Here is a 17335-nt window from a genome sequence, read left to right as displayed (position 1 = left end):
TCTAGTCGGGCATTCTAGTCAGATGGGGCCAGGCGTTCGGTGTGTAGATTGAGAATGGCGGCGGCTGTTTCTTCGATGGAGCGGCGGCTGACATCGATGATGGGCCAGCTGTGGCGGGCATAGAGCCTGCGTGCGGCGGTTACTTCGCTGCGGATGAGATCAAGGTCGACATAGTCCGTCTGCGAATCTTCCTTGAGAGACAAAAGACGCTGGCGGCGGATCTGCATCAGCCGTTCCGGTGAGGCGACCAGGCCGACGACCAAAGGCGACTCCAGTGCTTCAATCTGCGGTGGGACAGGGACCTCTGGCACCAGCGGGTAGTTGGCAGCCTTGATGCCTCGGTTTGCCAGATACATGCAGGTTGGTGTTTTCGATGTGCGGCTGACACCTACCAATACGATGTCGGCTTCTTCGAGGTTGTCCAGGTTCTGGCCGTCATCATGGGCCATGGTGTAGTTCAGGGCTTCGATGCGGCTGAAATATTCAGCATCAAGGGTGTGCTGCGACCCCGGCTTTTCCGTGCGCTCGGTTCCAAGATAGGCACCCAACACCTGCATAACCGGATCAAGAACGGCAATGCAGGGGATCTGCAGCTCGCGGCATCGGGTCTCCAGTTCCCGACGCAGCTTGTCGTTGACCATGGTGAACATGACGATGCCGGGAGAGGATTCAATCTGGCGCAGAACCCGGTCCAGCTGGCGCGGCCCGCGGACAAGCGCATAGATGTGCTCCACCGGATGCACCATCTCGAACTGGGCAACGGCTGCCTTCGCCACAGCATTCAACGTCTCGCCTGTTGAATCAGACACGAGATGCAGATGAAAGAACGACTTGCTGTCGCTAGGGGCAGTGGGTGCAGTCACGCGGGTGAGCCTTTGGAGGACAAGAGACAGTCGTGGTTACCGCTCTCTCGCTTGGCTGGCAATGGCGCGGCATTTTTTGGCGCGGTTGCGACAGCCATGACCTGGCCGTCAGCAGGCTCATACAGGTCCAATCGGGCTCCGGGATAAGCCATGTGTGATGTCCTGTTTATGGGGATAGATTCGCCTTTCGACAGGGGGGCCTGTGAATCACAAGGGTTAATGAAGTGTTAACGGCAAATCCATGAGTCTGTGGATGAGCCCGGCCAGAGTTTGATCTGAACACGGGGATTATGGGGGTAAGTCGGAGCGCCTGCGTCACTTGATCCTGTTTTCCCCGTTATCCTTTCGCCTACTGTCACTGGCATTGGTGCATTTGCCCACAGGTCTTTTCTGCAAAGCCTATGGGTCGACGTGCGAACCGGAGTATATCTCTGGGTGAGACTGGGACAGCGCCACAATCCCCGCTTTCCCTGCCCCCTACTATCCTCATCTATTTAGATAAGAATCATAGTTTGGAAGAGTGACGTGCCGAGCGACATAAAGACTTCTCAAGCGTCTCGACCAGACGGCAGGCTTCTAAGGGCTATCAAGGGAGAGGTGATGTCACCTCCTCCCGTATGGCTCATGCGTCAGGCCGGGCGGTACCTTCCTGAGTATCGGGAAACACGCGAGAAGGCGGGTGGGTTTCTTGACCTGTGCTTTGATCCAAAGCTTGCCAGCGAAGTGACACTTCAGCCGATCCGCCGCTATGGCTTTGATGCGTCGATCCTGTTTGCGGACATTCTGCTTATCCCCCAGGCGCTTGGCCAAAAGCTCTGGTTTGAAACTGGTGAAGGTCCGCGTCTTGAGCCTCTCGAAGACGGCAAAGCGATCGCGGCGCTTGATGTGGACAGCGCAGCGGACGCGCTCTCGTCCATCTATGAGACGGTATCCATTCTGCGGTCGTCCCTGCCGATTGAAACAGATCTCATCGGCTTTGCCGGATCGCCCTGGACGGTTGCGACCTACATGATTGCCGGGCGCGGCACCCCCGATCAAGCGCCGGCGCGGTTGTTTGCCTATCAGCAGCGCGAGGCGTTTGAGGCGCTGATGGATGTGCTCGTTGAATCTACCGCGCAATATTTGCTGCGGCAGGTGCAGGCGGGGGCTGACATCTTGCAGCTGTTTGATACCTGGTCGGGTGTCTTGCCGGAGGAGGAGTTCGCCCGCTGGTCCATTGCCCCCACCAAGGCACTGGTTGAGCGGCTCAGAGCGCTTGGCGTGACGGTGCCCATCATCGGCTTCCCGAAAGGGGCAGGACCCTTGCTGCCGCGCTATGTGGCGGAGACCGGGGTTGATGCGGTGGGGCTTGATCCATCGGTTCCCTTGTCATGGGCGGTATCAGAACTTGGCGACAAGACAGTCTGCCAGGGCAATCTTGATCCGCTGCTTTTGGTGGCCGGTGGCGACAAGATGCTGAAGGCGGTGGATACAATTATTGAGGCGTTTGACGGCAAGCCGTTTGTGTTCAATCTCGGCCACGGGATTGTGCCGCAGACACCGCCGGAACATGTGGGTCAGGTCGTTGAAAGGGTGCGCAATCGATGAAACGGGCTGTTGTTCTCTTCAATCTGGGTGGACCGGACCAGCTGGCGTCCGTGCAGCCGTTCTTGTTCAACCTGTTCAGCGACAAGGCCATTATTGGTCTGCCGCAGCCTTTGCGGTGGCTGGTGGCCAAGCTGATTTCCACGCGCCGGGCGCCGGTTGCCCAGGAAATCTACGGTCATATCGGCGGAAAGTCGCCGCTTTTGGAGCTGACCCAGGCTCAGGCAACTGCGCTGGAAACGGCCCTGAAAGCTGAAAATCCCGCGGATGACTTCAAGGTCGTGATTGCCATGCGCTACTGGCATCCGTTTGCGGCTGAGGTGATTGCGGAACTGAAAGCATTTGGGCCGGATGAAGTGACGCTGCTGCCGCTTTATCCGCAGTTCTCGACCACGACCACGGGATCGTCGGTTCTGGATTGGGAGAAGCAGGCGCGGGCGCATGATTTTGCGGTGCACACGAAAACTGTGTGTTGCTACCCGACGGACAGCATATATGTCGCGGCGCACACGGATTTGCTCCGGTCCTATGTGTCAGAGCCCAACACCCGGGTTTTGTTCTCCGCCCATGGGCTGCCGAAGAAGGTTGTCGACGGCGGAGATCCCTATCAATGGCAGGTCGAGCAGACGGTGGCGGCGACGGTTTCAGCCCTTGGTCAACCGGACCTTGATTATGTCACCTGCTACCAAAGCCGCGTCGGTCCGCTGGAGTGGATCGGACCATCCACAGATGATGAAATCGAGCGGGCGGGCAAAGAGGGCAAGTCACTTGTCGTTGTGCCGATCGCCTTTGTGTCCGAGCATTCCGAGACGCTGGTAGAGCTTGATATCGAATATGCCGAACTGGCAGAAAAAGCGGGCGTTGTGTCCTACAAGCGGGTGCCTGCGCTGGGCACAAACCCGCATTATATCGAGGCGCTGAAAGCAGCGGTTCTGGGGGCCGGGGATGGCGTGGCGCCAGTGGGCGGCAAGCGTATCTGCCCGGGAACCTGTGGCAAATGTCCCGCTGATCTGGCGGCCTAGACCAATAAATCGGGGAGAAAACCGGTGGCGGATTATTATTTGTGGATCAAGGCGCTCCACGTCATTTCGGTGATCTTCTGGATGGCCGGCATGTATATGCTGCCGCGGCTTTTCATCTACCACTACCCGTCTGCCGTTGGTTCCGAGATGTCGGAGACCATGAAGCTGGCCGAGCGGCGGCTGATGCGCATCATCATCAACCCCGCCATGATCGCTACCTGGCTATTGGGCATCTTGCTTGTCTTTACGCTCTATCCGGGCCTTGAGGGCTTTGGCCAGGCCGGCTGGCTGCACGGCAAGCTCACCCTCGTTGTGGGGCTCAGTGCCCTGCACGGCATGTTGTCAGCCTGGCGCAAGAAGTTTGAGCGCGATGAGCGGCCGAAGACCGAGAAGTTCTTCCGGATGATCAATGAGATCGGGCCGGTGGCGACGATTTTCATCGTCATTCTGGTGATCGTGAAGCCGTTCTAGGACGCTTCCACCCCTAGGTAGAATGCGGCCTTCTTTATGGCTTTGCGCTTGGCTGCGGATTCCGGTAAGCTTTCAGCCGTCGATAGAGATATTGTCCCCAACGTCATCCGGACGTTTTGCCGTTGTCACTGTGTCTGGCCGCACTTCTGGTCAACTTGGCTCACCGGCAAATCTGACTAATTCCGACCGTTAGACAAATTCGCTTTCACCATTTTCTGGTTGCTGTTGTTGGGGTTCCTCCCAATCTCGTGTCCTGAGAATGACCCGCCTCCTCACAAATCCATACCGAAGCTGATGTCATGACCGCGCCACAAGCGGTCAGTTTTAAAAACAAAGACGTTGCCGGATTGCCGTTCCTAGCGGCCATTAGGATTTTTCCCATTCAGGGCGCTACTTGCCGGACGGCAGGTCGTAGCCCATCCCCGTTTTGCCTCATCCGCCAAAGTGGTCATGAGGCACCAGCCAAAGTTTCAAAGAAGACCCGATGGATCCTGTAAAACTCGCCGACCTCAAAGCCAAAAGCCCCACTGAGCTGCTCTCCATTGCCGAAGAGTATGAAGTGGAAAACGCCAGTGCCCTGCGCAAGCAGGAGCTGATGTTCTCGATCCTCAAGAACATGGCGGAAAAAGAGGTCGATATTATCGGTGAAGGCGTTCTCGAAGTGCTGCAGGACGGCTTCGGCTTTCTGCGCTCACCGGATGCCAATTATCTGCCAGGCCCCGATGACATCTATGTCTCGCCATCGCAGATCCGCCGCTTCTCCCTACGCACCGGCGATACGGTGGAAGGTGACATTCGCAGTCCGAAAGACGGCGAGCGCTACTTTGCGCTGCTCAAGGTCAACACGATCAATTTTGAAGACCCGGATGCTGCCAAGCACAAAGTCCACTTTGACAATCTGACGCCGCTTTATCCTGACGAGCGTCTGAAGATGGAAGTCGAAGACCCGACCATCAAGGACAAGTCCTCACGCGTCATCGATATCGTGTCGCCGCTGGGCAAGGGCCAGCGCGCGCTGATCGTTGCGCCACCGCGTACCGGTAAGACGGTTCTGCTGCAAAACATCGCGCACTCGATCGCTGCCAATCATCCCGAGTGTTATCTGATCGTGCTGCTGATTGATGAGCGTCCTGAAGAAGTGACGGACATGCAGCGCTCGGTGAAGGGCGAAGTCGTGTCGTCGACCTTTGATGAGCCCGCCCAGCGTCATGTGCAGGTGGCTGAAATGGTCATCGAAAAAGCCAAACGCCTGGTGGAACATGGCCGCGATGTTGTGATCCTGCTCGACTCCATCACCCGCCTTGGCCGCGCCTATAACACAGTTGTGCCGTCCTCGGGAAAGGTGCTGACCGGTGGTGTGGATGCCAACGCGTTGCAGCGGCCCAAGCGTTTCTTTGGTGCGGCCCGTAACATTGAAGAAGGCGGTTCACTGACCATCATCTCAACGGCGCTGATCGATACCGGCAGCCGGATGGACGAAGTGATCTTTGAAGAATTCAAAGGCACCGGTAACTCTGAAATCGTTCTTGACCGCAAGGTCGCGGACAAGCGGACTTTCCCGTCCATGGACATTCTCAAGTCCGGCACGCGTAAGGAAGAACTGCTGGTCGACAAGAAGGTGCTGCAGAAAATGTATGTGTTGCGCCGTATTTTGAACCCGATGGGCACCACGGACGCGATTGAGTTCCTGCTCGATAAGCTCAAGCAGACGAAATCGAACGATGAATTCTTCGATTCAATGAACACGTAACTTTCTGCTGCTAACATCCATGGTGACAGCTTCACGTATCGAGGCTCAACCATGGGTGATGCGTAGTGACTCAGGACAACGGGCCGAGCGGTATCCGAGCGAACACCCCTTTGGGTGGAGATGAGTTGGTTGTGCCTGGTTGGTCTGCGCCGGCCTTTGATCCATCCTATGTGCGTGCGACCAAAACCGAGTTTTCCGGACAGACCGAAGGTCTACCGATGGTGCAGGGCGACATCTCCCTGACCCATGTTGGCAACGAGATGTTGACCTACTGGCATGGTGTCCGCGGCTCACGCGCCATGCCCGACAGTTCCCAGATCAGCCCGTCAGGCTTCCGTGAATTGCTTCCCTACGCCCGCTATCTGAGCTGGGAAGGCGCAGAAGACCTGCGTATTCGTGTCTTTGGCAGCGCATTGAGCGCGGCGCTCGGCCATGATCTCACTGGCATGAACCTGCTTGATCTCATGGTGCCGGAAGAGCGTGATCGTGAGCTTTCCACTTTTCGGGAATTGCATGCGCAGCCGTGTGGAAGTGTCGCGGTCAAGAGGTCGTACATTGCAGGCGGCGGCGTCCGGGAATTGGAAGTGCTTCATCTGCCCGTTGCGGCGGTCTCGAATGGCAGTGACGCAAACGTCGGATATGACCGCATTCTGGGCTCGGTGATGATGCGTGAGTTGCCGGACCGTTGGGACGGGATGGCTGATTCAAGGAAGCCCATGGATCTGCTCGAGCACGCCTTCATTGATATTGGCTTTGGTGTTCCGGTCTAGGACTTCCAGGTCCTGTGCAAATTAGTTTGATCATTAACTGATTGCAGACCTTTGCGGCCTAGGTTCGTCCTATGGCGCATACGGATCATCTACCGGAATTTGTCGGCCACGTGAACGGTGAGGCGACACTCTCGTTTCGCTCGCAGGCTTTTCTGGCGTATTGGAAAGACGTCCGTGGATCATCACCGGTCCCGGCTGCGGAAGACGTTCGGCCGTCGGACTTCGTCAGCCTGCTCCCATATGTCAGATATATGCGATGGCGCGGGCCGGATGCTGTGGTCTTCACAGTTTGGGGCACAGCACTATCCGAGTGGATGAATGTGGATCTGACTGGCCGTAATGTCTTCGATTTTTTACCTGAAGCCGAGCGCCCGGTGGAAATCCAACGCCTGAAGAACCTGCATCGCGTTCCCTGCGGCTTTGTTCAGCAGCGCCGGGTCACCGACATATCCGGCATGACGCGATTGTTCGAGTTTCTGACATTGCCGGTTGCAGCGGGAGAAGACGGGGAGCCTCGTATGATTGGCCCCGGGTCTTTTGTGGATTCGGTGCCCGGCGAGCGCGTTGAGCTGGCGGACGATCCTAAAACGGTCATCCATTCGTTCCGGTACCTTGATCTTGGGTATGGCATTCCGGACTAAGTCCGATCAACTGTCATCCAACGAAGTAACGGTTTCTTTCCACGATTTGTGCCTTAAGTGGGCAGAATTGCTGCTTCGACCGACGTTTTGGCCCCCTTTCAGGAAGAGGTTCACGTGAGTGAAAAAGACAACCCGCCTCTCGTGTCTGGATGGGCCTATTCTGCATTGCGCCCAGAGGTTGCCAACTCGGCAGCTGCCAAAGTCGCCGCTCCCCTGTCAGAAGTTCCCCGTCACCACGGGGATGTGCGGCTGACGCCGGTGGCTCACGCGTTTCTTGCCCACTGGTGGTACATACGCGGCGACAAAACGGTTCCCGACAAAGAAGATATTTCGCCGCCCCAAATGCGGACTCTTGCACCCTATGTTCGATATCTCGAATGGCAGGGGCCCGATCTGGTGCATCGGTTGTGGGGCAGTGCTCTTACCGAAAGCTCGGGCGTCGATCTGACCGGCCAGGACATGCTTGCCTATGTGGCGCCGGAGCGGCGTGATTTTCGACGCAACCTTTTTCAGGGCGTTGGTGACCATCCCTGTGGGTGTGTGATGGTGGTTCGCACTGACAGTGACAGTGAGCCTGCATCCGGTCATGCATTTGAAATGACGTTTTTGCCGGTTGCTGTTGGTGACGGTCCGCCGCGCCTGATTGGCACACTGCAATGGTGCAAGGCGCGCGACGTTCTGGACCCGATGTCATATCAGCCGGAGAAGCAGCATCTGTTGGCGGTCGAGAACACAGCGTTCATCGACGTGGGTGCCGGGACGCCAGACAAGAGTTTGCTGGACGGCCAATAGGGCTTAGCGTCGGCGCTGCTTTCTAAGGGATCAGGACGGTTGCACCGGTCGTTTTGCGACCCTCAAGATCTTTGTGGGCCTGGGCCGCGTCTGCCAGAGCATATTCCTGGCGTACATCTGCTTTCACAGCACCCTTTGCCATGACCTCGAACAGGTCTGCGGCCGTCATCGCGAGATCTTCATCGCTTGCGGTGTATGCCGCCAGTGATGGCCGGGTCACAAACAGCGACCCCTTGAGATTCAGAATACTCAGGTCGAAAGGCGGAACCGGTCCTGACGCATTGCCGAAGCTGGCGAGCAGGCCCAGCGGGGCAAGGCAGTCCAGCGACATTTCAAACGTATCCTTGCCGACGCCGTCATAGACAACCGGCACCATCTTGCCGCCGGTGATCTCACGGACCCGTGCAGGCACGTCTTCATCACGGTAGAGAATTGTGTGGTCCGCTCCGGCCTGTTTGGCGAGTGCAGCCTTTTCTTCGCTGCCAACAGTCCCGATGACCGTTGCGCCCAGATGCTTTGCCCATTGGCAGGCAATAAGGCCAACGCCGCCAGCGGCTGCATGAAACAGGATCGTGTCGCCGGCCTTCACTTCATATGTACGGCGCAGAAGGTAATGCGCGGTCATGCCCTTGAGCATCATGGCGGCGGCATCTTTGTCGCTCACGCCATCGGGCACTTTAACCAGGCGATTGGCCGGTGCGTTCTGGGCTTCTGAGTAGGCGCCGAGTGGTCCTGAGCCATAGGCAACACGGTCACCGGTTTTCAGTGCAGTGACGCCTTCGCCGACTTTCGTGACGACGCCTGCTGCTTCAAGACCCAGGCCGCATGGAATGGGCGCCGGGTAGAGGCCTGACCGAAAGTAAGTGTCGATGTAGTTGAGCCCAATCGCGGTGTGCTGAACCTGGACTTCGCCAGCGCCTGGATCAGCCAGATCCACGTCCACAAGCTTGAGAACCTCCGGGCCACCGGTTTCAGTAATACGAATGGCTTTGACCATGGAGACGTTCCTGCCTGTCACTAAGTGCGTGTTGTTTTGATTCGTGTACGGAACGATGCCCGGATTGATTCAGGTTTAAACCGCCCGAGGCTAGGCGAGGTGCTGGCGGAAGAATGCCAGGGTGCGTCCATTGGCGAGATCAGCATCGTCCTGATGGAAATGGGCTCCGCCTTCGCGCGCAAAGGCATGGTCGCGGCCTGCATAGGAATGAACCGTGATGTGGTCTTTGCCGGAGAGGCCTTCCTTGATCGCTGCCTGTGCTTCGGCAGGAACAAACTCGTCCTTTTCGGCGATATGCAGCATCAGTGGTTTTTTGATCTGCTCGGCTTCATCCAGCTTTTCCTGAATGTTGACGCCGTAAAAGCCGACGCTGGCATCCGCGTCTGTGCGGGCAGATGTCAGGTAAGCGAGGAGGCCGCCGAGGCAATAGCCCACAGCGCCGACCTTGTTGTTGCAGACTTCCATCTGGCGCAGATGCTCGATGGTGGCGTCTACGTCAATGATGCCGGCATCTACATCAAACTTGCCAAATAGCTCAAACGCCTTGGCCCATTCTTCTTCGGTTTTGTCGGTAATCTGAATGCCGGGCTCCAGCCGCCAGAACAGGTCCGGGCACAGGGCGACAAACCCTTCCCGCGCGAGCTGGTCACAAACATCGCGCATGACCTGATTGACGCCGAAAATTTCCTGGATGACGACGATGCCGGGGCCTTTGCCATTGTCCGGGGTGGCGAGGTAGCCGCCAAATGTGCCGTCGGGGCCTTTGATCTCGATGTCCTGTCCGCTCACGTGTCGCGCTCCATAGCTTGGGTGAGGAATATCCTGACTATTGCCGCGCACCTTAGCGTGCAGGGACCGTCACGCAAGCAAATGTGGCCTGTGTGCTGAGGATGTGAAGTGGCTGGTTAGATCAGCACTTTCGGGCACGCACTCTTATACGGGCCGTGCCAGCATGCTGTGGAGGGCATCCGGGTTGTTGACCGGTAGCGAGCAATTTGTGCCCTGGCAGACATAGGCTGCCGCTTCAGCGTCCTTTGGCACGGTCTTGCCGTGGGCTGGGTGGCTCGCAGGCAGATCATCGCTGGCGACATTGAGAACCAGGGAGGGCAGGGGAGATTGAAGGGCCACCTGCCGCAATGCATCTGCCTCAGGGCCCGTGCCTGCGATCACGACCTGGGTCGCGTTGAGAAGGGTGTCGAGGCCGTTGAGATAGGTGCACATGGGGAAGAAATTGCGCGCCAGATCAGAGGCAAATGTCCGGATGATCTGATTGGCTCGATCGCGATAGGTTTCATCGCCCGTGAGATAATAAAGCCGGGCCAGGTTTTCGATCATGGTGGCGTTGGCGGAGGGCGTTGCGTCGTCGGTCACGCTGCGGGTGCGCACCACCAGGGCTTCGGCGTCGTCCGCGGTAAAGAAATATCCGTGACCTTCCTCGTCCCAATAGTGGGCGTGCAGCTCTTCTGACCAGTCTTTGGCCTGGCTCAGGCAGGTGTCATCCGCCGTGGCCTCATAGAGGGCGAGGGCGGCTGAAATCATGTTGGCATAGCCGTCTGCCATGGCGAGATGTTGCAGCTTGTCCGCCCTGAAAGCGTGATGCAGCCTGCCGTTCATGATCATTCGTGTACGGATGAAGTCGAATGCCTTCTGAGCCGCTTCCAACCAGACGGGTTCGTTGTGGGCGGCACCGGCCTTGGCGAGGGCAGCAATCATCTGGCCGTTCCAGTCGGTCAGGATCTTGTCGTCCCAGCCGGGGCGAATGCGCGGTGCGCGGGTGGTGAACAGGACTTCGCGCATGCGGGCAAACAGGGCTTCCTGCTCGGTTGGCAGGTCGTCGGGGTGGTCCAGACGGTTGAGGATGGTGTGGCCCTCGAAATTTCCGTCGGGTGTTACGTCATAAATGCGCTTGAAGTCGGCCACGTCGTCGGGCGCAAAGTCGGTGAGCGCGGCGTCGATTTCGGTTTCGCTCCAGACATAGAACTTGCCTTCCTCGCCTTCGCTGTCGGCATCAAGGCTGGCCCCGAAGGCGCCTTCCTCGGTCACCATTTCGCGCAGCACCCAGCCAACGGTCTCGTGCAGACGGGCCGCGAACAGAGTGGAGCCGGTGCCGGTGGCAACATCGCTCAACAGGCTGATGAGACAGGCATTGTCGTAGAGCATCTTTTCGAAGTGGGGGACCAGCCAGCGCTCGTCGACGGAATAGCGGGCAAGGCCACCGCCCAGATGATCATAGATGCCGCCCTGGCACATGCGGGTGAGGGTAAGGGTCACAGCGTTGCGGGCACGTTGGTCTCCCGTGCGCAGCCAGGACCGCCAGAGCAGCTCCAGGAGGAAGGGCTGCGGGAATTTGGGGGCGCTGCCAACGCCGCCATGTTCCGGGTCAACGCTGCGCACCAGCCGGTCCGCCACATTGTCGAGGATTTCCGGGGCAGGCTCTCCGGGGGCCTGTGCCTTTGCCTGCTCCTTGAGAGCCGCGCGCAGGGCATCTGCGTTCTTGGTCACCTTCTCGCTTTCATCATGGAAGATGCGCGAGACCTCGCGGCAGACATCGGGAAAGCCCGGCCGGCCATAGCCTGCGGTCTTGGGAAAGTATGTGCCGCCCCAAAAGGGCTCGCCGTCAGGGGTGAGGAACATTGTCAGCGGCCAGCCGCCTTGCTCGCCCAGATGATGTAGCGCGGACATGTAGATGGTGTCGATGTCCGGACGTTCTTCGCGGTCCACCTTGATGTTGACGAACAGCTCATTCATCACCGCAGCCACCGCGTCATCTTCAAAGCTTTCATGGGCCATGACGTGGCACCAGTGGCAGGCGGCGTATCCCACGGACAGCAAGATCGGTTTGTTGGCTGCCTTGGCTTCCGCCAGCGCTGCCGGGCCCCAGGGGCGCCAGTGCACCGGGTTATCCTTGTGCTGAAGAAGATACGGGCTGGTCTCTTCGCGGAGCAGGTTTTGTGACATGGTGGCTTTCACGACGTAGGGCGGTGCATAAGGGGTCACAATGGTGACCCGACGCCATCAGGAATGCAGGAGCAACGCATGAAGATCAACATCGACATCGAGATGACCCCTGAGGAAGCCCGCAAGGTCATCGGCCTGCCGGACCTCGCTCCCATGCAGGAAGAGCTGGTGGCGCAGATCAGCGATCAGATCAAACGCAATGTTGCCTATGTGGACCCGGAGCTGCTGGTGAAGCTGGCGCTGCCGGTGGGCGTTGAAGGTATCGACAAGCTGCAGAAGCTTTTCTGGGGTGTGGCGAAGTCTGCCGTTGGCGGCGGTGGTGCACCGATGGATGACGAGGTAGAGAGCGATTCACCCGCACCAAAGAAGACCCCTAAGACTCGACGCAAGCGTAGCTAATTCCGGATTACGACCCCCATGGACGACACCGTTTTTGCCCTGTCCAGTGGTCCGGGGCGGGCAGGCATTGCGGTCATTCGCATCAGCGGGCCGCGTGCTGCGGATGCGCTGACGGCGCTGGGCAGCGCTGGCCTTCCACCGTCGCGCAAGGCCGTCGTGCGGCGGCTCACGGACCCCCATACATCCGAACAGCTTGATCACGCGCTGGTGCTCTGGCTGCCCGGGCCCGGCACTGTCACCGGCGAGGATATGGCGGAGCTGCATGTCCACGGCAGCACGGCGGTGGTCGCGGGTGTTCTGGATGCACTTTCGACCCTTGCCCGGTTCAGGCTGGCGGAATCAGGCGAATTTACCCGCCGCGCCTTTGCCAATGGCCGTATGGACCTCACACAGGTGGAAGGTCTGGCTGATCTCATTGATGCGGAAACGGCCGGGCAGCGGCGTCTGGCTCTGGCGCAGGCTGAAGGTGGGCTGACGGCGCGCTGTGCTGACTGGAAGGCGCAGTTGGTGAAGGCACTGGCGCTGATTGAGGCGGAGATTGATTTTAGCGACGAGGAACTGCCGGAAGGCCTGTCAGATCAGGCGGTGTCCATGATTTCCCGCGTACATGGTGAGATGATGCAGATCCTGGCGTCCGCAAGTGCGGGCGAAGTGATGCGCGATGGCGTGCAAGTTGCCATTCTCGGGCCACCGAATGTGGGCAAGTCCAGTCTGATGAACCGGCTGGCGCGCCGGGAGGCTGCAATCGTCTCAGATATTTCCGGCACCACGCGCGACATAATTGAAGTGCGGCTTGATCTGGCCGGAATCCCTGTGGTTCTGGCGGATACAGCCGGGTTGCGGGACACTGACGATCCGGTGGAGCGCGAAGGCATTGCGCGCGCAAAGTCGAAAGCCGCCGCCGCTGATATTGCTTTGTGGGTCTGTGATCTCAGCAACGCTCAGGATCCCGTGTGGCCGGAGGGTCTTGAAACGGCCCGCCGGCTGGTGATTGGCAACAAGGCTGACATTGCGGGTGAGCGAGACGGGCAGCCCTGCGACCTGCGCCTGTCTGCGACCACGGGAGAGGGGCTTGATGCCCTCGAGGCCTGGCTGGCGGATGCCGCGCGGGATCTGGCCGGGGGCTCCGGGGGATCCGCCGTTGTAGGGCGTGCCCGGCAGGCGGCGGCTCTGGGGGAGGCTGCGGACGCATTGCAGCGGGGCCTTGATGAGGCTCGCCAGGAAGCGGGCAGCGAGGCGGCGCTGGTGAGCGAGGAACTGCGGATGGCCCTGCGAGCGCTCGGTCGTCTGGTGGGCACGGTGGATGTTGAAGACGTGCTCGACGTGATCTTCCGCGACTTCTGTATCGGGAAATAGCGTTAAGACCTGTTAACCGGTGTTAACGCGGCATTAACCCCCCACAGGTGTTTCATGGGGAACCGCCGATGATTCACAGCAACAGGGCCTCAATGTTTCACGTGAAACAAATGGAGTCCAAAGCTGTGGATAAAGATGGCTTTTCCCCTGTCTGCGTCCTTTAGTTTGCCGCCCTATTGCGCTATGCACCGCTCCCATGACCCTGATGCCCAATATCATCGCGCCTGCTGACGGCGCCCGCTTTGACGTGATCGTCATTGGGGGCGGTCATGCGGGCTGTGAAGCTGCCGCTGCCGCTGCCCGCATGGGCGCGCAGACGGTGCTGGTGACCCATCGGGCGGACCGCATCGGTGAGATGTCCTGCAATCCGGCCATTGGCGGTATCGGCAAGGGGCATCTGGTCCGGGAGATCGATGCTCTGGATGGTCTGATGGGGCAGGTGGCTGACAAGGGCGGCATTCAGTTCCGGATGCTGAACCGGCGCAAGGGTCCAGCGGTGCGGGGGCCGCGTGCCCAGGCGGATCGGGCGCTGTATCGAAACGCCATGCAGCAGGCCATCGGTGAGACCGATAATCTCAGCGTTGTAGAAGCGCCGGTGGAAGACCTCATTGTGACGGACCGGACGGTGTCCGGCGTTGTTCTGGATGATGGCCGCCGCTTGCACGGGGCAGGGGTGGTTCTGACCACCGGGACCTTCCTGCGCGGCATCATTCATATGGGTCAGGTCAAATCGTCCGGGGGGCGCATCGGTGACGCGCCTGCCATTGGTCTGGCGGAAACGCTTGACCGTTTTGAACTCAATCTGGGCCGACTCAAGACTGGCACCCCACCCCGGTTGGACGGGCGGACCATAAGGTGGGAATCGCTTCCGGAACAAAAGGGTGATGTGCCGCCAGAGCCGTTTTCGTCGCTGACGACGGAAATCACCCAGCAGCAGATCAGCTGCTATGTCACCGGCACCACGGAAGCCACCCACGAGATCATTCGCGCCAATCTGGATCGTGCGCCGCTTTACTCCGGCCAGATTGAGGGCACCGGCCCGCGATACTGCCCGTCAGTAGAGGACAAGGTGGTCCGCTTTGCCGAGAAAGACCGACACCAGATCTTCCTGGAGCCTGAAGGTCTGGATGACCATACGGTCTATCCCAATGGCATTTCGACATCGCTGCCGGAAGACGTGCAGCTTGCGATGCTGACCACCATTCCCGGGCTTGAAGAAGCCCGGATGATCCAGCCGGGCTATGCCATTGAATATGACTATGTGGACCCCCGTGAACTGTCAGCCGGATTGGCCGTCAAATCGGTACCGGGACTGTTTCTGGCAGGCCAGATCAACGGCACCACCGGGTATGAGGAAGCAGCCGCGCAGGGGCTGGTTGCGGGTCTCAATGCGGCGCGTCTTGCCAGTGGTGGTGAGGCCATCAGCTTTGAGCGCTCCAATTCCTATATCGGCGTCATGATTGATGATCTGGTGACGCGGGGTGTCAGCGAGCCCTATCGGATGTTTACCAGCCGGGCCGAATATCGGCTGAGCCTGCGGGCGGATAACGCAGATCAACGCCTGACGGAGCAGGGCGTCGCCCTTGGCTGCGTCGGGTCTGAGCGGGCGCATCACTTTGCCCATAAGCGTGCCGCCCTTGATGCCACGCGTGCCCGTCTGGAAGCCCTGACAATGATCCCGCGGGAAGCAGCGGAGCATGGGCTGAAGATCAATCAGGATGGTGTCCGACGCACTGCCTTTGAGATGCTGCGGTACAAGGAAGTGGATATGGCCTGGCTTGGCCGTGTCTGGCCTGAGCTGCAGGGGATAGATCCGGCTGTGGCATCGCAGATGGAAATTGAGGGCGGCTATGCGGTCTATCTCGAGCGGCAGGCCTCAGACATCAAAGCCTTTGAACGCGACGAGAATGTGCGATTGCCCGCAGGCCTTGATTACACCACGGTTCCCGGCCTTTCGATTGAGTGCCAGCAGAGGCTGACACGGGTGCAGCCGGCAACCCTTGGGCAGGCTGCCCGGGTTGAGGGTGTTACGGCGGCGGGCATCACAGCATTGCTGATGCATCTGCGGTCCCGGCCGGCTGGCTCGGGCGTTGCAGCGGAATAATCCCCCGCCGGGGCATTTCCTGTGGATAAAGGTCTGCAAGTGACTGACGTAGAATCCCTTTCCGGCCTGGCCGCTGTTTCACGTGAAACACGGGAGAGGCTTGAGACCTATCAGGCACTGCTCGTCAAATGGCAGGCGTCCATCAACCTCGTGGCACCCTCCACAGTGGACACGGCATGGGAGCGGCACTTCGCGGATTCAGCCCAGCTGCTCGCCCACGCCCCTGACGACATCAAGCTGTGGCTCGACGTTGGCAGCGGGGCCGGCTTTCCGGGTCTCGTGATGGGCATCATGATGATGGAAACTCATCCGGGTGCGGAAGTTGTTCTGATCGAAAGCGACACCCGCAAATGTGCCTTCCTGCAGACCGTCATTGCACAGACGAAAGCACCTGTTCGGGTGCTGCCAATGCGGGTTGAAAAGGCGGCTGAAAGTGTGGTCGAAAAGGTGGGCCGCTACCCGGACGTGATCTCGGCCAGGGCGGTAGCGCCACTGCCAAAACTGCTCGAAATGATTGCGCCCTTTTGGTCACAGGATTCCACTGGTCTCTTTATGAAGGGACGAGATGTAGTGTTGGAATTGACCGAAGCCGCAAAATGTTGGACGATCAAGGCCTCTCAAGCCCCAAGTATTACTGCCGGGGATGGGGTCATACTCAAGCTGGAGGAGCTTGCCCGTGTCCGCGCCGAAAGAGCCAACTGATCAGATTTCAGCACCTGCTGCAGGCCAGTCTGACAATACCCCAATTGACCTGTCCGCGATCCGCGCTGCGGTCCAGCCAGGGCAGCCCCGTGTGCTTGTTCTGGCCAACCAGAAAGGCGGCGTCGGCAAGACCACGACAGCCATCAATCTGGGCACCGCGCTGGCCGCTGTCGGCGAACGGGTGCTGGTTGTCGATCTTGATCCCCAGGGCAATGCATCAACCGGTCTTGGCGTTGATCGCAACAGCCGCCCGGTGACGGCCTATGAGGTGTTGATCGGCGAGGCTGAAATCAAAGACGCCACGATCGAGACAACCGTTCCGGGTCTGTCACTCGTTGCCTCCTCCATGGATCTGCTGGGTGCAGAACTTGAGCTGGCTGATTTCGAGCAGCGCTCACATCGCCTCGACAACGCGCTTGATGCTTTCACGTCATCTGAAGCAGGCCGCGCTTACTCTTATGTATTGGTGGATTGTCCGCCGTCGCTCAATCTGCTGACCATCAATGCCATGGTCGCAGCCGACGCCATTCTGGTTCCGCTGCAATGTGAGTTCTTTGCCCTCGAAGGTCTGAGCCAGCTGCTCCACACGGTCGAGCGGGTGCGCACAAGTCTCAATCCTGATCTTGAGATTCAGGGCATCGTCCTCACCATGTTCGACAAGCGGAACAATCTGTCTGATCAGGTGGCCGCCGATGTGCGCGAATATATGGGCGACAAAGTTTACCGCACGGTGATCCCGCGCAATGTGCGCATCTCCGAGGCGCCGAGTTTTGGCAAACCGGCACTTGTCTATGACTACAAATGTGCTGGCTCCAAAGCCTACATGAAACTGGCTTCCGAGCTCATTCAGCGTGAGCGTGACATCAAGCACGCCGCCGCCTGAAAGGGCGACCCGGCACCGGAACCTGAGACCGAAACATAAGCAG

Annotated in this window: 16 protein-coding genes; 12 read left to right on the top strand and 4 right to left on the bottom strand. The window is 59.0% G+C overall.

Annotation, left to right across the window (positions count from 1 at the left end; translation table 11 throughout):
- Window positions 1–14 precede the first annotated feature (14 nt).
- Window positions 15–863, bottom strand: a complete 849-nt coding sequence (locus ABXH05_RS07460) for a pyruvate, water dikinase regulatory protein (protein ID WP_348136539.1) — start codon at window positions 861–863, stop codon at window positions 15–17.
- Window positions 864–1400: 537 nt separating this feature from the next.
- Here ABXH05_RS07460 and hemE point away from each other — a divergent pair.
- From hemE to ABXH05_RS07425, 7 genes are all read left to right on the top strand, one after another.
- Window positions 1401–2450, top strand: a complete 1050-nt coding sequence (hemE, locus tag ABXH05_RS07455) for a uroporphyrinogen decarboxylase (protein ID WP_502947732.1) — start codon at window positions 1401–1403, stop codon at window positions 2448–2450.
- Window positions 2447–3469 carry a ferrochelatase gene (gene hemH / locus ABXH05_RS07450; protein WP_353560464.1) on the top strand — a complete coding sequence of 341 codons (1023 nt, stop codon included), beginning with the start codon at window positions 2447–2449 and terminating at the stop codon, window positions 3467–3469. The genes hemE and hemH overlap by 4 nt, the downstream gene beginning before the upstream one ends.
- Before the next feature lie 24 nt (window positions 3470–3493).
- A complete protein-coding gene (gene hemJ / locus ABXH05_RS07445) occupies window positions 3494–3940 on the top strand; it encodes a protoporphyrinogen oxidase HemJ (RefSeq protein ID WP_353560463.1) in 447 nt (148 codons plus the stop codon).
- Between the two features lie 484 nt (window positions 3941–4424).
- Window positions 4425–5690: a transcription termination factor Rho gene (gene rho / locus ABXH05_RS07440; protein ID WP_348136534.1), complete on the top strand. Its 1266-nt coding sequence runs from the start codon at window positions 4425–4427 to the stop codon at window positions 5688–5690.
- Window positions 5691–5755: 65 nt separating this feature from the next.
- The gene (locus ABXH05_RS07435) at window positions 5756–6460 is read left to right on the top strand and encodes a PAS domain-containing protein (protein ID WP_353560462.1); all 705 of its coding nucleotides are present in this window, start codon (window positions 5756–5758) and stop codon (window positions 6458–6460) included.
- A gap of 71 nt (window positions 6461–6531) precedes the next feature.
- Window positions 6532–7101, top strand: coding sequence for a PAS domain-containing protein (locus ABXH05_RS07430; protein ID WP_353560461.1), 570 nt, complete (start codon window positions 6532–6534; stop codon window positions 7099–7101).
- Window positions 7102–7215: 114 nt separating this feature from the next.
- Window positions 7216–7893, top strand: coding sequence for a PAS domain-containing protein (locus ABXH05_RS07425; protein WP_353560460.1), 678 nt, complete (start codon window positions 7216–7218; stop codon window positions 7891–7893).
- 22 nt (window positions 7894–7915) lie between these two features.
- On the opposite strand, the gene ABXH05_RS07420 is transcribed toward ABXH05_RS07425, so the two are convergent.
- From ABXH05_RS07420 to ABXH05_RS07410, 3 genes are all read right to left on the bottom strand, one after another.
- A complete protein-coding gene (locus ABXH05_RS07420; protein WP_353560459.1) occupies window positions 7916–8890 on the bottom strand; it encodes a quinone oxidoreductase family protein in 975 nt (324 codons plus the stop codon).
- Between the two features lie 90 nt (window positions 8891–8980).
- The gene (locus tag ABXH05_RS07415; RefSeq protein WP_353560458.1) at window positions 8981–9679 is read right to left on the bottom strand and encodes a dienelactone hydrolase family protein; all 699 of its coding nucleotides are present in this window, start codon (window positions 9677–9679) and stop codon (window positions 8981–8983) included.
- 144 nt (window positions 9680–9823) lie between these two features.
- Window positions 9824–11848 carry a thioredoxin domain-containing protein gene (locus ABXH05_RS07410; protein WP_353560457.1) on the bottom strand — a complete coding sequence of 675 codons (2025 nt, stop codon included), beginning with the start codon at window positions 11846–11848 and terminating at the stop codon, window positions 9824–9826.
- A gap of 78 nt (window positions 11849–11926) precedes the next feature.
- On the opposite strand from ABXH05_RS07410, the gene ABXH05_RS07405 reads away from it, so the two are divergent.
- From ABXH05_RS07405 to ABXH05_RS07385, 5 genes are all read left to right on the top strand, one after another.
- Entirely contained in the window at window positions 11927–12247 is a 321-nt protein-coding gene (locus tag ABXH05_RS07405) for a DUF6489 family protein (RefSeq protein WP_348136527.1), read from the top strand.
- Between the two features lie 18 nt (window positions 12248–12265).
- Window positions 12266–13603 (top strand): tRNA uridine-5-carboxymethylaminomethyl(34) synthesis GTPase MnmE, encoded by a 1338-nt coding sequence (mnmE, locus tag ABXH05_RS07400; RefSeq protein WP_353560456.1) that lies wholly within the window; start codon window positions 12266–12268, stop codon window positions 13601–13603.
- Window positions 13604–13799: 196 nt separating this feature from the next.
- Window positions 13800–15707: a tRNA uridine-5-carboxymethylaminomethyl(34) synthesis enzyme MnmG gene (gene mnmG, locus ABXH05_RS07395; protein WP_353560455.1), complete on the top strand. Its 1908-nt coding sequence runs from the start codon at window positions 13800–13802 to the stop codon at window positions 15705–15707.
- A gap of 39 nt (window positions 15708–15746) precedes the next feature.
- The gene (gene rsmG / locus ABXH05_RS07390; RefSeq protein WP_353560454.1) at window positions 15747–16409 is read left to right on the top strand and encodes a 16S rRNA (guanine(527)-N(7))-methyltransferase RsmG; all 663 of its coding nucleotides are present in this window, start codon (window positions 15747–15749) and stop codon (window positions 16407–16409) included.
- Between the two features lie 43 nt (window positions 16410–16452).
- Window positions 16453–17292, top strand: a complete 840-nt coding sequence (locus ABXH05_RS07385; RefSeq protein ID WP_353560988.1) for a ParA family protein — start codon at window positions 16453–16455, stop codon at window positions 17290–17292.
- The last annotated feature ends 43 nt before the right edge of the window (window positions 17293–17335 follow it).

The organism is Pyruvatibacter sp. HU-CL02332 (assembly GCF_040362765.1).
Lineage (GTDB): Bacteria > Pseudomonadota > Alphaproteobacteria > CGMCC-115125 > CGMCC-115125 > Pyruvatibacter.
This window is presented reverse-complemented; position numbering and strand designations above follow the sequence as displayed.

Excerpts from the sequence above, each read along its gene's own strand:
- hemH (WP_353560464.1), top strand. The coding sequence starts at position 2,447 with ATGAAACGGGCTGTTGTTCTCTTCAATCTGGGTGGACCGGACCAGCTG.
- ABXH05_RS07405 (WP_348136527.1), top strand. The coding sequence starts at position 11,927 with ATGAAGATCAACATCGACATCGAGATGACCCCTGAGGAAGCCCGCAAG.
- mnmG (WP_353560455.1), top strand. The coding sequence starts at position 13,800 with ATGACCCTGATGCCCAATATCATCGCGCCTGCTGACGGCGCCCGCTTT.
- rho (WP_348136534.1), top strand. The coding sequence starts at position 4,425 with ATGGATCCTGTAAAACTCGCCGACCTCAAAGCCAAAAGCCCCACTGAG.
- ABXH05_RS07430 (WP_353560461.1), top strand. The coding sequence starts at position 6,532 with ATGGCGCATACGGATCATCTACCGGAATTTGTCGGCCACGTGAACGGT.
- ABXH05_RS07410 (WP_353560457.1), bottom strand. The coding sequence starts at position 11,848 with ATGTCACAAAACCTGCTCCGCGAAGAGACCAGCCCGTATCTTCTTCAG.
- mnmE (WP_353560456.1), top strand. The coding sequence starts at position 12,266 with ATGGACGACACCGTTTTTGCCCTGTCCAGTGGTCCGGGGCGGGCAGGC.
- ABXH05_RS07420 (WP_353560459.1), bottom strand. The coding sequence starts at position 8,890 with ATGGTCAAAGCCATTCGTATTACTGAAACCGGTGGCCCGGAGGTTCTC.